At 63.1% G+C, this 14,960-nt stretch carries 14 protein-coding genes; 8 read left to right on the top strand and 6 right to left on the bottom strand.

Annotated features, from left to right (window positions below; translation table 11 throughout):
- Nucleotides 1–93 precede the first annotated feature (93 nt).
- The 5 genes from G3O01_RS37000 (at nucleotide 94) to G3O01_RS36980 (ending at nucleotide 5,162) form a co-directional block, all read left to right on the top strand.
- Nucleotides 94–1,806: a SulP family inorganic anion transporter gene (locus G3O01_RS37000; protein WP_205811965.1), complete on the top strand. Its 1,713-nt coding sequence runs from the start codon at nucleotides 94–96 to the stop codon at nucleotides 1,804–1,806.
- Between the two features lie 251 nt (nucleotides 1,807–2,057).
- A complete protein-coding gene (locus G3O01_RS36995; RefSeq protein ID WP_205811964.1) occupies nucleotides 2,058–2,456 on the top strand; it encodes a VOC family protein in 399 nt (132 codons plus the stop codon).
- Nucleotides 2,457–2,521: 65 nt separating this feature from the next.
- Nucleotides 2,522–3,145 carry a tat (twin-arginine translocation) pathway signal sequence gene (locus G3O01_RS36990; RefSeq protein ID WP_205811963.1) on the top strand — a complete coding sequence of 208 codons (624 nt, stop codon included), beginning with the start codon at nucleotides 2,522–2,524 and terminating at the stop codon, nucleotides 3,143–3,145.
- A gap of 17 nt (nucleotides 3,146–3,162) precedes the next feature.
- On the top strand, nucleotides 3,163–4,746 hold the full coding sequence (locus G3O01_RS36985) for a GMC family oxidoreductase (RefSeq protein WP_205811962.1): 1,584 nt from the start codon (nucleotides 3,163–3,165) through the stop codon (nucleotides 4,744–4,746).
- Nucleotides 4,747–4,826: 80 nt separating this feature from the next.
- Complete coding sequence (locus G3O01_RS36980; protein WP_205811961.1) at nucleotides 4,827–5,162, top strand: ribbon-helix-helix domain-containing protein; 336 nt, start codon at nucleotides 4,827–4,829, stop codon at nucleotides 5,160–5,162.
- Between the two features lie 19 nt (nucleotides 5,163–5,181).
- On the opposite strand, the gene G3O01_RS36975 is transcribed toward G3O01_RS36980, so the two are convergent.
- Both G3O01_RS36975 and G3O01_RS36970 read right to left on the bottom strand, forming a co-directional pair.
- Entirely contained in the window at nucleotides 5,182–6,234 is a 1,053-nt protein-coding gene (locus G3O01_RS36975; protein ID WP_205811960.1) for a sensor domain-containing diguanylate cyclase, read from the bottom strand.
- Nucleotides 6,235–6,391: 157 nt separating this feature from the next.
- Nucleotides 6,392–7,300, bottom strand: a complete 909-nt coding sequence (locus G3O01_RS36970) for a LysR family transcriptional regulator (protein WP_205811959.1) — start codon at nucleotides 7,298–7,300, stop codon at nucleotides 6,392–6,394.
- A gap of 110 nt (nucleotides 7,301–7,410) precedes the next feature.
- Between G3O01_RS36970 and G3O01_RS36965 the strand changes: the two genes are divergently transcribed.
- Nucleotides 7,411–8,052 (top strand): glutathione S-transferase, encoded by a 642-nt coding sequence (locus G3O01_RS36965; protein WP_205811958.1) that lies wholly within the window; start codon nucleotides 7,411–7,413, stop codon nucleotides 8,050–8,052.
- A gap of 55 nt (nucleotides 8,053–8,107) precedes the next feature.
- Nucleotides 8,108–10,156 carry a pyridoxamine 5'-phosphate oxidase family protein gene (locus G3O01_RS36960; RefSeq protein WP_205811957.1) on the top strand — a complete coding sequence of 683 codons (2,049 nt, stop codon included), beginning with the start codon at nucleotides 8,108–8,110 and terminating at the stop codon, nucleotides 10,154–10,156.
- Here G3O01_RS36960 and G3O01_RS36955 read toward each other — a convergent pair whose 3' ends face one another.
- From G3O01_RS36955 to G3O01_RS36940, 4 genes are all read right to left on the bottom strand, one after another.
- Complete coding sequence (locus G3O01_RS36955; protein ID WP_205811956.1) at nucleotides 10,157–10,519, bottom strand: hypothetical protein; 363 nt, start codon at nucleotides 10,517–10,519, stop codon at nucleotides 10,157–10,159.
- Nucleotides 10,520–10,643: 124 nt separating this feature from the next.
- Complete coding sequence (locus G3O01_RS36950; protein WP_205811955.1) at nucleotides 10,644–12,449, bottom strand: chloride channel protein; 1,806 nt, start codon at nucleotides 12,447–12,449, stop codon at nucleotides 10,644–10,646.
- A 40-nt stretch (nucleotides 12,450–12,489) separates the two neighbouring features.
- Nucleotides 12,490–12,903, bottom strand: coding sequence for a helix-turn-helix domain-containing protein (locus G3O01_RS36945; protein WP_036000194.1), 414 nt, complete (start codon nucleotides 12,901–12,903; stop codon nucleotides 12,490–12,492).
- Nucleotides 12,904–13,012: 109 nt separating this feature from the next.
- Nucleotides 13,013–14,134, bottom strand: a complete 1,122-nt coding sequence (locus G3O01_RS36940; RefSeq protein WP_205812004.1) for an HPP family protein — start codon at nucleotides 14,132–14,134, stop codon at nucleotides 13,013–13,015.
- Nucleotides 14,135–14,534: 400 nt separating this feature from the next.
- Here G3O01_RS36940 and G3O01_RS36935 point away from each other — a divergent pair, with 400 nt between their 5' ends.
- Entirely contained in the window at nucleotides 14,535–14,954 is a 420-nt protein-coding gene (locus G3O01_RS36935; RefSeq protein ID WP_036000201.1) for a phasin family protein, read from the top strand.
- Nucleotides 14,955–14,960 lie beyond the last annotated feature (6 nt).

Genomic DNA, 14,960 nt, shown 5'->3' with positions numbered 1-14,960 from the left:
ATGATTTCCAGTACGGAGCGAAGTGCGTTGCGCCTTGCCATGGCGCAAAGATTCAGGGCAGGATGCGTAGATGGCACTTCAACGCACCTGAGCATGCAAAACACAAAGGACAAACCCGCGCGACTGAGCCTTCTGAAAGGCATCCTGCCGATCAATCGCGCAACGGCGTTGCGCGATGTCTTTTCCGGCGTTTCGCTGGCATCGATGGATATCCCGCAGGTGCTCGGCTATGCGCGCATCGCGGGCATGCCTGCCGTGACGGGGCTTTACACGGTCTTTCTGCCGCTGATCGCGTTTGCGTTCTTCGGCGCGTCGCGACATCTCGTCGTCGCCGCCGACTCGGCCACCGCGACGATCTTCGCGAGCCGCGCTTCGACGATCGCGCCGATGGGCAGCGCAGAGTACGTCGCGCTGGCGGGCATGGTCGCGCTGCTGACGGCGGCGTTGCTGCTGCTTGCCCGCATCTTCAAGCTCGGCTTTCTCGCCGATTTCCTCTCGCGCACGGTGCTGGTCGGTTTTCTGACGGGAGTGGGCGTGCAGGTGTCGATTGCGATGCTCGGCGATATGTTCGGCATGACCGTGCCGTATCCGTCGTCGCGCAGTCTCGCGCAACTGGGCTACGTGATCGTTCATGCCGTGCATGCGCATCTGCCGACGCTCGCACTCACGGCGCTGGTGGTCGGCGCGATTTTCATCGGCAAGCGCTTCTTGCCGCGCGTGCCGATTCCGCTTGTCGCCGTGATAGGCAGCATCGCGGCAAGCAAGTCATTCGATTTCGCCGCGCACGGCATCACGATACTTGGCCCGATCAGCGGCGGTCTTCCGCCGATGTCGTTTCCCGCCGTCACGTGGCAACAGTTCCTCGATCTCGTCCCGGTGGCGGCGTCGTGCTTTGTAATGATCATTGCGCAAAGCGCGGCCGCAGCCCGCGTGTTCGCGCAGCAGTATCACGAAGAGGTGGACACCAACGCCGACATTCTCGGTCTGGCGGCGGCCAATGCGGCGGCTGCGTTCAGCGGCACGTTCGTCGTCAACGGCAGCCCGACGCAGACGGCGATGGCCGAACGCGCGGGCACGCGCAGTCAGATCGGGCAAGTTGCGTTCGCGGTTGTGGTCGTGGTGGTGCTGCTGTTTCTGAGTTCGTATCTGCAATACCTGCCGCACTGCGTGCTCGCCGGTATCGTTTTCACGATTGCGGTTGGTCTGGTCAACGTGCCGAGCCTCGCGGCGATCCGCGCCGAAAGTCCCGGCGAGTTCACGCTGGCGCTCATCACGGCGGCCGCCGTCGTGATGGTCGGTGTTGAACACGGCATTCTGCTGGCCGTCGCGTTGTCGCTGCTGCGGCATGTGCGGCACAGCTATCGGCCGCATACGATGGTCATGGAGCCGTCGCCCGCCAACGGGCGATGGCAGCCGGTGCCGGCGAAGCCCGGCATCATGACGGCGCCGGGGCTTATCGTGTATCGCTTCGGCTCCGATCTGTTCTTTGCCAATGATCACGTCTTCACATCGGAAGTGATCGAACTCGTCGATGCGGCGCCTGGCGATCTGCATACGCTCGTCATCGATGCAGGTGCGATCACCGCGCTCGACTACTCCGCCGCGCTCACGCTGAGCGATCTGATCAAGGATCTGCAGGCGCGCAAGCTGGCTGTCATCTTCGGCCGGGTGAATCCCTATCTGCGCGCCGATATGGACCGGCATCGCATCACGCAGGTGGTGGGTGCGTCGAATGTATTCGACACGCTGCACGAGGCGCTCGCGGCTGCGGGTATCAGCCCGCCGCGCGAAGTGAACGCGTTGTAGCGCCTGGCGCGCGGGCTTATCGCTTACCCTGGATCGCACGCCGGACGGCGGCGCGACGCCCACGTGCATGCTGCGCCGCACTCTATGGTGCAGCGGTGCATCGCATCTCGATCTCACTCGACGACATCATCCGATGTCATTGCATACGCACGCATCCGCAGCATAGGGCAAGTCCCTAAGCGCATTTAGCCCTGCATTACCACCGCGCACATCGCCCTCCTACACTCAGCATCAAACGGAGGAGGGACGACATGGCCAAGCTGATTCACACGATGATCCGCGTGCAGGATCTCGACCGCTCGCTGAAGTTCTATCAGAACGCGTTCGGATTCGAGCCTTCACATCGGCTCGATTTCCCCGACTTCTCACTCGTCTATCTGCGCAACGCGGAATCGGACAACGAGATCGAACTTACCTGGAACAAGGGCCGCGAAGACGCGTACTCGCATGGCGACGGCTACGGTCACGTCGCGTTCGTCGTCGACGACGTCAAGGGCGAGCGCGAACGTCTCATCCAGCTCGGCATGACGCCCAACGACGTGCGCGAATTCAAGAACGACGACGGCGCGTTGCTCGCGCGTTACTTCTTCATTCAGGACCCGGACGGCTACAAGGTCGAAGTGCTCGAACGGCACGGACACTACCAATAGAAAAGAAAACGAGTAGAAAGCCGCGCACGACGCGGCGCCCCACAACACAACCCAAGGAGACAGGCATGAGTCACAAAGTGATTCCCATCGAAGCGGAGCCTGCCGCACCCTCTGCCCATGCTCATGCACCCCACGCGCCGCGTTCGCTCAGCCGGCGCGAGTGGCTCAAGGGCACGGGCGTGCTGGTCGGCACGCTCGCGTTCCCGTCGATACTCGCGACGCTCGCGCCCAGCCGCGTCTGGGCGCTCGAAATGCAGGCACTCGATACGCATCAGGGCGCCGTGCTGCTCGCGTTCGTCAAACAGCAGTACCCGCACAAGACGCTCGACGATGCCGTCTATGCGCTCGTCGTCAAGGACCTCGATGTGAAAGCGCAGAAAGATCCGGCCGCGCGACAGACACTCGTCGACGGTGTGAAGCAGCTCGACGCCCTCAACGGCTCCGACTGGACCAAACGCTCGCCCGCCGATCAGGCGCGCGACGTCGCCGCGATGGAAAAAACGCCGTTCTTCACGAGCGTGCGCACGACGGCCATCGTCTCGCTCTACAGCAACGACATGGCGTACGCGCACTTCGGCTATGGCGCGGCGCAAGGCGACGGCGGCTATCTGAACAAGGGCTTCAACGATCTCGCGTGGCTGCCGAATCCGCCTGCCAACGCGAGCGGCCCGATTCCCACCGATAGCTGAGCAACCGGAGACCCGACATGGACGACAACAACAAGGTGCATTTCTCGCACAACGATGCGCGCGCCGTGGTCATCATCGGCTCCGGCGCGGGCGGCGGCACGCTGGCAAACGAGCTGGCGCAAAAGGGCATCGACGTGATCGTGCTCGAAGCAGGCAAGCTGCATACGCAAGGCGATTTCACGACCGACGAATGGGGCTCGTTCTCGATGCTGTCGTGGCTCGACAAGCGCACGACGTCGGGCACGTGGCGCGTCGCGACCGACTTTCCGGGTCTGCCGGCATGGATCTGCAAAACCGTCGGCGGCACGACGACGCACTGGGCGGGCGCGAGCCTGCGCTTCCAGGCGCACGAGTTCAAGGCCAAGACGAACTACGGCACGATCAAGGATGCAAACCTGCTCGACTGGCCCGTGACGAGCGAAGAAATGGCGCCGTGGTACGACCGCGCCGAAAAGAAAATGGGCGTGACCCGCACCAACGGTTTGCCCGGCCTGCCCGGCAACAACAACTTCAAGGTGATGTACAACGGCGCGACCAAAGTCGGCTACAAGGAATGCAACACGGGCCACATGGCGACCAACAGCATCGTGCGCGACGACCGCGCGCATTGCTTCCAGCGCGGCTTCTGCTTCCAGGGCTGCCGCACCGGCGCGAAATGGTCGACGCTCTACACGGAGATTCCGCGCGCGCAGGCCACGGGCCACATGGAATTGCGCACGCAGGCGCAGGTCGTGAAGATCGAAACCGATGCGAAGGGCAAGGCGAGCGCCGTCGTGTACTACGACGCCGACGGCAAGCTGCAACGGCAGAAGGCGCGCATCGTCGCGGTGGCAGGCAATGCGATCGAAACGCCGCGTCTGCTGCTGAATTCGCATTCGAGCCGCTTCCCGGATGGCCTTGCCAATTCGTCGGGACAGGTCGGACGCAACTACATGCGCCACACCACAGGCTCCGTCTACGCCGTGTTCAACGAGAAAGTGGACATGTACAAGGGCACGACGATGGCAGGCATCATCGAAGACGAAGCACGCTTCGATACGTCGCGCGGTTTCGCGGGCGGTTATCACATGGAAACGGTGTCGCTCGGGTTGCCGTTTTATGCAGCCTTCCTCAATCCCGGCGCGTGGGGTCCGGATTTCACGGCTGCCATGGACGCGTATCCGTACACGGCGGGCATGTGGATCGTCGGTGAAGACATGCCGCGCGAAACCAACCGCATCACGCTGAATAACGACGTGAAGGATCAGTACGGCCTGCCCGTGCCCAACGTGCATTTCGACGATCACCCGAACGACGAAGCGATGCGCAATCACGGCTTCAAGCAGGGCGCCGCTGTCTATCAGGCCGCGGGCGCGAAGACGGTGTACAACGTGCCGCCGTATCCGTCGACGCACAACCTCGGCACCGCGCGCATGAGCGCGCGCCCGCAGGACGGCGTGTGCAACCGTTTCGGCCAGACGCACGACGTGCCGAACCTGTTCATCTCGGACGGCAGCCAGTTCACGACGGGCGCGGCAGAAAACCCGACCTTGACCATCGTGACGCTCGCGATCCGTCAAGCCGACTACATCGCCAACCAGATGAACAGGCGCACAATCTGATCGATGCGTGTGAATGAACCGGGTGCGGCAGGCGCGCGCGATGCCCGCCGCCGCACTCATACGAACAATGGAGACACACCATGTGCAACGTCTACGTCAACGCGGACCCGATCCTGTACGAATCGCGCACGCGTTCGCTGCGCATCCATGGCGTGATTACGACCGTGCGCCTGGAGAATCTCTTCTGGGACGTGCTGCATGAAATCGCGTCGCGCGAGAACATGACGACCACGCAATTCGCCGTCAAGCTCTACGACGAACTCATCGCGCTGCGCGGCGAAGTGCCGAGCAATTTTGCGTCGTTTTTGCGCGTGTGCTGCCTGAGGTATCTGTCGATCGTGGCGGGCAAAAGCGACTTAACCAGCTTTCCTGTGCCTGTGCCCGAGCCGAAGCCGCGTGTACTGAAAACGGTTTGACGCTCAGACTTCTGCGCGCTTACCGCGACTGCGTGCGAAACGCTTCGCCGCCCATTCCCGCGCGATCGACGGCAACGATGCGATTGCGGCCGTTGTCCTTCGCCTGATACAACTGCGCGTCGATCAGATTGATAAACGCAGTCGTGTCCATGCCGCCGTTCGGAACGATCGTCCCGACGCCGAAGCTCGCCGTCACGCGTTGCTGATGCGGCGAGCGCAAATGCGGGATCGCTTCTGCATCGATCAGATCGCGGCAGCGCTCTGCCATCTTCACTGCCGTGTCCGCATCCGTGTTCGGCAACACGAGCACGAATTCCTCGCCGCCGAAGCGGCCCAGAAAATCGCTTTCGCGCGCGGCTTTCGCGAGCACGCCAGCGAAGCGCTTCAGGCACTCGTCGCCCTGAATGTGGCCGTAGTAATCGTTGTAGGCCTTGAAGAAGTCGATGTCGATCATGATCAACGACAGCGGTTTGCCGCTTTCCTGACTCGCCGCCCACTCGCGCTGCATCACGTTGTCGAACATGCGGCGATTGCCCGCGCCCGTCAGGCCGTCCTTGAACGACAGGTCTTCGAGTTCCTTCTGCAGACGCGCGAGCTTTTCTTCCGTGCGCTTGCGTTCGCTGATATCGAACATGAAGCCGATCAGCGAATCGACGCCGCCTTCCGGCGTGCGCACGACGTGCACGACGTCGCGCAGCCACACATAGCCGCCGTCCTTCGTCAGCGCACGATAGTCCGCCTCGTGATCGGTGCCCGCCTGCGATTGCGCGACGCAAAACTCGACCACTTTCTGCCGGTCTTCGGGATGCATGCGCTCGGCCCAGTCGTTGACCGTCTTCCACGACGACGGCGCCCAGCCGAGCAGCGCCTCGATCTGCGGGCCGATGTAGGTGAACGCCATCGTCGCCCAGTCGATCTTCCACGGAATTGCTTTGGTCGATTCGAGCAGCGTGCGATAGACGGCCGTGTCGTGTTCGAGCCGTTCGCCTTCGGCCTGCATGCTGGCGTTCGAATCGTCGTGGCGCAGGAAGGCGGCGCCGAGCATGTCTTGCGTGTCGTCGATGTTCTTCATGTTCGCTTCGTATTTTTCGTATGGATCGGTGGCGCCCCGGTCGTGCTCAATGGGGCTTTCGCCATGTCAACGGCACGGCGGGGCGGCTTCTCGATTGGCTGAAACCCGAACGGACAATTCTACCGGCGCAGCGGATGCGCTTTGCGCGCGTCAATATTCACGCGTCGCGCGCGAGATAGGCCCTGAACGTATCGATCAGCGCACGGACTTTGGGCGGCGTGTGTTGCGTCGGCGGAAACACGGCCTGGATGCCGGCGGGTTCCGTCGACCAGTCGGGCAGCAGACGCACCAGGCGGCCCGCCGCGACGTCGCCAGTGACGGAGAAGTCCGTTAGCAGACCCAGACCGCCGCCCGCCAGCGTGGCCGCGCGTGCGGCTTCCGCCGTGTTCACGAGGAACGCGTTCTCGCAGCGCACGCTTTCCGTCGTCCCGTCGATGTGGCGCAAGTCGAGCGTTTGCGGCCGCGCCAGCACCGTCAGCGCGACGAAAGGCATGGCGGAGAGATCGGCAGGCGTTTTCGGCTCGCCCCAGGTCTCGATGAACGCCGGGCTCGCGACAACCCATTTCTCGAAACGCCCCAGCGTCACCGCGCGATAGTTCGAATCGGGCAGACGGCCGAGCCGGATCGCGACGTCGATGCCGTCCGCGATCAGATCGACGAGATGATCGCTGCACAGCAGTTCGATATCGAGCCGCGGATGCGCGCGGCGCAGTTCGACCAGCACGGGTGCGACGGCGAGCGTGCCGTAGTCGATCGGGCAACTCACGCGCAGCGTGCCGCGCACCGGCGCTTCCTCGCCGCCGATGTCGGCCAGCGCCTCCTCCGCTGCGCGCAGGATCTTCACGCAGGCATCATAAAACGCGCGTCCCGCCTCGGTGACGCCCAGCCGCCGCGTGGTGCGCACCAGCAGGCTCGCGCCCACTTCCGCTTCGAGCCGCTGCATGTGCGTGCTGACCATCGTCTTCGCGAGCCCGAGCCGCGCCGCGGCTGCCGTCAGCGACCCCGCTTCGACCACGGCGACGAAAACGGCCAGCCGGTTCAGGTTCACGTCACGCACGTCGGCCATGTCGATTGTCCACTTTCAGATGATTGTGTTTTCAAGGTTATCAGGCTTCTGCGGCCGGACGGCGCGCTTTACTCTCCTATTGTCCAATATCACCGAACCTGGAGTCCCGAATGCCCGCAGCCAAGCCCGCCCAGCCGATCCGCCTGTACACGACCCTGCTGTCGGGTCATGGCCATCGCGTGAAGCTGTTCCTGACTTTGCTCGACCTGCCGTTCGAAGTGATCGAACTGAACATGCGCGAGGGCGACAACCGCAAGCCGGAATATCTCGCGCTGAACCCGTTCGGCCAGGTGCCGACGATTCAGGACGGCGACATCACGCTGTTCGATTCGAACGCGATTCTGGTGTATCTGGCCACGCGCTACGGCGACGCGTCGTGGCTGCCGGAAGATCCGCTCGGCGCGGCGGCTGTGCAGCGCTGGCTGTCGCTGGCGGCGGGGCAGATCGCCTTCGGTCCGTGCTCGGCGCGGCTCGTCACCGTGTTCGGCGCACCGCTGAATCATGAGACGGCGAAGGGCATCGCGGTAAAGCTGTTCGACGTGATCGAGCGCGAACTCGGCACGAAGCCGTTCGCCGCCGGCGAGCACGTGACGATCGCCGATATTGCCGCGCACACGTATATCGCGCACGCGCCGGAAGGCGGCGTGTCGCTGGAGCCGTATCCGAACATTCGCGCGTGGCTGCGCCGCGTTGAAGCGTTGCCGCGCTTCATTGCGATGCCGTCCACGAAGGCCGGGCTGCTCGCGGAGTAACCCGGGCAGCACGTTTTCACGCATCACGCTGACGTTTTGCCTGCAGGAGCCCGAGATGTCCGATTTCATTCCTCTGAACGGCTGGGGTCTCGAAACCTCGCCGTTTCACGCCGACGAACTCGCCGCGCAGCGGCTGGCAGGCGTGGACAGTCAGGCGGACTCTTCCGGGCGCCGCGGCATTCGCCGCTATATGCCGGAGCAGCACCGCGAGTTCTATGCGCAGCAGCCGTTCATGGTGTTCGGCGGTGTCGATGGGAGCGGTCAGCCGTGGGCGACGATCCGCACGGGATTGCCGGGCTTCGTGTCGTCGCCGGATGCGAATACGCTGCGTATCGAAAGCCGCGCACTGCCCGGCGATCCGCTCGGCCCGAACTGGCAGATGGGCGCGATGATCGGCGGGCTCGGCATCCAGCCGCATACGCGGCGGCGCAACCGGATCAACGGTGTCGTCAAAGCGGTGGATGGCGATGCCGTCACGCTCGAAGTGACGCAGAGCTTCGGCAACTGCGCGAAGTACATTCAGGGGCGCGTGCCGACTTTCGTCGACCGCACGGACGGCGGCGCGCCCTCGCCGCAAGAAATCTCGACTTACCTCAGCGACGCGGACCGCGCGTTGCTCGCGCGCGCCGACACATTCTTCATCGCAAGCGCGAACATGGCGGATGAAGCGGGCTTTGCACGCGGCGTCGACGTGTCGCATCGCGGCGGCGTGCCGGGCTTCGTGCGTATCGACGACGCCGCGACGCTCACCACGCCCGATTTCACCGGCAACAAGTTCTTCAACACGATCGGCAATCTGCTGCACGATCCGCGCGCGGGTTTGTTGTTCGTCGATTTTGCCAGCGGCGATCTGCTGTACCTCGCCGTGCGCGCCGAGATCATCTGGCAAGGCCCCGAGATTGCAACGTTCGAAGGCGCGGAGCGCCTGATGCGCTTTCATGTGCAGGAAGTGCGGCGCAGCAGGGGCGTGCTGCCGTTTCGCTGGTCCGATGTCGAATACGCACCGCAATTTGCGGCTGCGATGCGCAAGGCGGCGGCTGCGTCGCCGTGGCACAAGCTGAAAGTGGCGGAAGTCGTTCAGGAGACGCCTTCTGTGCGCTCGTTCTATTTCGAGTCGACAGATGGTTCGCCGTTGCCCGCGTATCAGCCGGGGCAATATCTGCCGATTCGTGTGCGCGTGGAAGGACGCGATGCGCCGTTGACGCGCACTTATACGCTCTCCGATGTGCATGATCCGCGTCATTACCGGATCAGCGTGAAGCGCGAAGGCGTCGCGTCGAACTGGCTGCACGAGCATCTCGAGGCAGGCATGGAAATCGAAGCGATGGCGCCGCGCGGCGCATTCGTCTACGACACGCAGAGCACGCGGCCCGCCGTGCTGATTTCGGCAGGTATCGGCATGACGCCGATGATCGCGATGCTGCATCATGAGCTGAATGCGCGCGCGAAAAACGATGCTCATGCGAAGCGTGTGTTTTTCTTTCACGGCGCGCGCAACGATCGCGAGCGCCCGTTTAGCGCGCATCTGAAAGAGGTGGCGGCGCGTTATCCGTCGGTGTCGATGCATCTGTTCGATAGCGCTTTGAGCGAGCCTGTTGATGGCATCGAAAAAGGGCGCGTCGATATCGCGGCATTGAAGCGCTCGTTGCCGTTCGACGACTACGACTTCTACCTGTGCGGCCCCGAGCAGTTCATGCGCGACCTGTACGAAGGACTGCGCGCGCTGAACGTCGCCGACGAACGCATCCGTTTCGAAGCGTTCGGGCCCGCCAGCGTGAAGCGCACGCCCACGCAGGCTGTCGTCGAAGAAAAAGCCGAAGTCGAAACGGGCGGCGCGCAAGTAACGTTTGCGCGCTCGCAACGCACGATCCACTGGATGCCGAAGCACGGCAACCTGCTGGACTTCGCCGAAAAGAACGGCATCGAAGCGCAGTCGAGCTGCCGTTCGGGCATGTGCGGCACGTGCTCGACAAAAGTACTGTCTGGGAAGACCGCTTACGACGGAGAAATCGAGGCGGAAGTCGCCGACGGATGCACGCTGATCTGCATGGCGCATCCCGTCGTCGAAGACGGGCAGATTGGGAGCCTGACGCTCGATCTGTGATTATTTGCCCGCGCCTTTGGAAGGGACGCAAGTGAGTACAAGCGTGCCGCCATTGCCTGCTTCGGCGCTCAACATCGCTTGATGAAACTCGCGGTGATCGCATGACCATGCTGCTGTGAAATCGCGTGGACACGAAGCACGCTGCGTTGCATCGAGCCGCGCTTTCACGATATAGCGACAGGTCGCGCGGTCGTTGCAGTGCTCTGCAAGGTCACGCGTGGAATTGCCTGCTGCTGCGCCGCAATTCGCGCCGTAAGTAGCGGACTGAATGCGGATGCGCTGTGCCTGTTCAGCCATGCTGGAGACGGAAGCAACTGAGCCGGCAATCGCGATGCCTATGAGCAAGCCGAGTTTGCGATTCATGAAGAACCTCCCGCATTTTTCGTGCAGTTGCGCTGACGGATGCACGTAATAACAGTGTCGCTCTAAAACGGCTGCGATGCAAAAAGGCCTGCGAAATGCGGGCCCTTTTGCATTCGTGCAGGCTTTACCCGTGTGTTTTCCTTACCGGCGGAAAATGCCTTTTACCCGGCGCAAAGCTCAAACGCCGAAAGCGCTCGCGTTTATGCTCTTCCTCGAAATGCGCCACGGAAGGCTTCACGAGATCGCTGCGCGACACGACGCCAACGAGTTGCATCGAATCGCGATCGACAACCACAGGCAGCCGTTCAAGATCATGCACGGCGAGACGCGTTGCTACGAGACGGCAGGTTTCGTCGGGCAGTGCGACCACCAGCGACCGATCTTTCATCACATCTGCGAGCGATGAATCGAGCGTGTGTTGCGTTGCGCCGTCGCGTACTGCATCGAGCATTGCGCGATCGACGATACCGAGCAGCGCGCCGTTCGCACGCAGCACAGGATAGGCGCGCCGCTTCTGAGTCGCGCCGAAATATGAAGCGAGCGCATCGCGCACGCCAATCGCGCCATCGATCGAATCGACCTTTTGCGTCATCACTTCGTCCACGTAATGCCGCTCGAGCGGATCGACGCCGTACTCGCGATAGATGTGATAACCGCGCCGCGCGATCTTTTCGGTCATGATCGAACGCTTCATCACGACGGTTGCGAAACCGTGCGCAACCAGCGTCGCGGCGAGTAGCGGCAGCAACGCGTTGCCATCGTGCGTGAGGCCGAAGGCGAACACGATGGCCGTCAACGGCGCACCGAGCGTGGCGCCGAGCGTCGCCGCCATGCAGACGAGCGGCCACAGCGCCGGCTCGTTGCCGGGCAGCACGTGGCCGAGCACGGTGCCAAGACCCGCGCCGAGCATCAGCAGCGGCGCGAGCACGCCGCCCGACGTGCCGGAGCCGAGCGCGATCACCCACATCACCGCTTTGACGACGAGAATCGCCACGGCCACCTGCAGCGCGATATGTTGATGCAGCAGATCGCCGATCACGTCGTAGCCGACGCCAAGCGCGCGCGGCTCGATATATCCGCCGATGCCAACAGCGAGCCCACCGATAGCCGGCCACCACATCCAGTGCAGCGGCAGCTTGTGAAAGAGGTCTTCCGTCTTGTAGAGCGCAGCCGATAAACCCGATGCCAACGCGCCCGAAAGCAGCCCTGCTATCACGCATGAAAACAACGAAATAGCAGTCGGCGGCGCGGTTTGCAGCGCGAACAGCGGCTCGGTGCCGAAGAAGATCGCCCGCGCGAATCCGGCGACGGCGCAAGCCAGCGCGACAGGCAAAAAGCTGCGCGGCCGCCATTCGAACAGCAGCAGTTCGACAGCGAGCAGCACGGCGGCAACGGGCGTGCCGAACACGGCGGTCATGCCCGCGGCCGCGCCCGCGACCAGCAGCGTCTTGCGCTCCGCCGACGTGACCTTCACGCACTGCGCAAGCAACGAGCCGAGCGCACCGCCCGTCATGATGATCGGGCCTTCCGCGCCGAACGGCCCGCCGCTGCCGATCACGATGCCCGACGACAAGGGCTTGAGCACGGCGACTTTCGGCGACATGCGGCTCTTGCCGAACAGAATGGCTTCGATCGCCTCGGGAATGCCGTGTCCGCGAATCTTCTCCGAACCGAAGCGCGCCATCATGCCGACGATCAAGCCGCCGATCACGGGGATCACGATCACCCACGCGCCGAGCGTATTCGTAGCAGGCGAGCGGTCGGCGAATGAAAACGCGCCGAAGAAAAACAGGTTCGTGAACAGATGAATCAGGCTCAACAGCACGAACGCGGCCAGCGTGCTGAGCAGGCCGATGACAGCCGCGAGCGCCGCGATGCCCGGCAAGCGCGCATTGCTCGAAAAGTCCCGCTTGTGAGAGTTGTCGCTCATGAGTGCAGTGCCGTTGCGCAAAGCCTTTTCAGGGCCCGGATCAAAGATCGATCTGTGGAATCGTGAATGCGCCCTTGAGCGAGCGCAGTTCCGCGCGATGCAGCTCCGCGAGCCGGGCAAGTACTTTCTCGCCCGCTTTCAGCAGATGCACTTCGACCTGGCGGCGGTCGGTCTCACTGATCTTGCGCTTGACGAGTTCGAGTGCTTCGCAGCGCGATACCAGCGCAACCACGCCGTGATGTTGCGCCTGCAGCCGCTCGGCCAGTTCGCCGATAGTCGCCCACTCGCGATCCGGATAGCCCTTGATATGCAGCAGCAACAGATACTGCAGCGGCGTAATGCCTTCGCCTTGCGCAGCCTGCTCGGAGAAGCGCTCGAAGCGCCGCATCTGATAGCGAAACTCCGAAAGCTGTTCGTAGTCCGCCTTGTTCAACGTGCGTGTGAGAACTTTCATATCGATGACCACGCGAGAGAAAGCAAAAAATGTATCACGAAATGATATAAATGGCGATGCCCGGGGCATCGCCATGCTGAATTTTTAATGCGGTGGATTCGGCGCGCGTTCAGGCAGCAGGACGCTGCTGCGCCTGAGCCTGCATCTGCGTCTGACGGTAGAGACCGGCAATCAGATCGGACTGCGTGATGATGCCGACCAGCCTGTCATGCGAGTCGATCACGGGAATGTGATGGTGACCGTCGTCGGCGAAAAGCGGCACCAGTTCGACGATAGGCGTGCTGGTCGCGACAGTGCGCACGTGCGTCGTCATGACCGTGCTGGCAAGTCGCCCGCGTGCCGCATCGCGTTTGAAAAGGCGCGCCGACAAGGCTTCCATCAGCCGCAGGTCCGCGCTTTTCGGCTTGTTCGCGAGATCGGCGCGCGTGACGATGCCGACCACATGCTGGCGCCGGTCGACCACAGGCAGCGCCTTGATCGCGTGACGCTGCAGCAGTTCTGCTGCGGCGCGCAGCGTGGTATCGGGCGCAATGCTCACGACGGGCGACGACATCACGTCGCGGCACGACAGTTCGCTGAACGTGCGCGCATAAGCTTGCAACTGCGTTTCGCGGAACAGCGCTTCGAGGTCTTCGGGATCGATGTCGAGCAGTTCGCCGCGACGATTCAGTACGGCTTCGAGATCGGCGCGCGTGACGCCGTTGCCGGATGGCGTTGCTTGCGGTGCCGCGGCGGGCGCGGCGCGTGATGCGTGCGGATAGCGGTGGCCGGTCACCGCGTGATACACGAGCGCCGCGCCGAGCAGCGCCGCCGACTGGATCAGGATCGGTTCGAGCACGAAGCGGTAGCCAAGCGCATGAATGGCCGGGCCGCCGATCGCAGCGGTCAGCGCGACGGCACCTGAGGGCGGGTGCACGCAGCGCAGCGCGAACATCGCGGCGATCGATACGCCCACGGCAAGCGCCGCCGCTGCAACGGGATCGCTGATTAACATCGCGCAGGTCACGCCGACCGTCGCCGCCACCAGATTCCCGCCGATGATCGACCACGGCTGCGCGAGCGGACTGGCTGGCACGGCAAACAGCAGCACGGCCGACGCACCCATCGGCGCGACCAGCAGCGGAATGTTGGCGGCCGGTCCGAGCAGCAGATGCATGCTGCCGCCCGTAAAGGCAATGCCGATCAGCGCGCCAAGCGCCGAACGCATGCGCTCCGGCCATTTGACGTTCATCGCGGCCGGATAAAAGCGCGCCAGCCACTGGAAAAAGAGGGAGCGGGTCAAGATATTGTTCTAAAGAGGGGAAACAGTCAGGCGTACGGTAAGGGAAAAGCTATCCGAAAGCCAACAACTTGTCGTCATGGATATATGCCAACGTGATATAAATCCGGCGCATCGCCCGGCTGGCGGGCGTCCGCCGGGGCCTGCAAATACAGGGAAAACCCGCATTTCCGGCGTATGTGCACTGCATCATGACGTGATATGAATTGGGGCTGAAGCGCCGCTTGCGTCCGTCGATGCCCGCGTTGCTTGCTGGCGCAATGCCGCATTAACGGGCATGATCGTGCCATGTGCCTCACTCCACGCCACCCGGCACATACCTAACCAACGACGCGCCTTGAGGAGATCGAGCATGGAACCCTTTGACGCCGCCAATCCGTTTGCCGAGTTCAACAAGCTGTTCGAACAGTTCAAGCTGCCCGGATTCGATGTGCCCGCCGTGATGGAAGCGCGCCGCAAGGATGTCGAGGCCCTGATCGCCGCCAATCAGACGGCCGTGCAGGGCATCCAGGCGCTCGCGCAGAAGCAGGCTGAAATGTTGCGCTCGACACTCTCTGAACTTCAGGACGTCGCGCAGAAGCAGGCAGCCGCGGGCGGTGTGCCGTCGGCGCAGACAGCGGAACTGGTCCAGCAGACGCTGCACAAGGCGCTTGCGGATATGCAGCAGCTGACGCAGGCCGCGTATCGCACGCAGGCGGATTCGTACGCGGTGATCGCCAAGCGCGTCGAAGAAAACGTCGAAGAGCTGAAGACGCTGCTACAGAAGAAGTAACGCGCC

The organism is Burkholderia sp. Ac-20365 (assembly GCF_017104715.1).
GTDB lineage: Bacteria > Pseudomonadota > Gammaproteobacteria > Burkholderiales > Burkholderiaceae > Paraburkholderia.
This window is presented reverse-complemented; position numbering and strand designations above follow the sequence as displayed.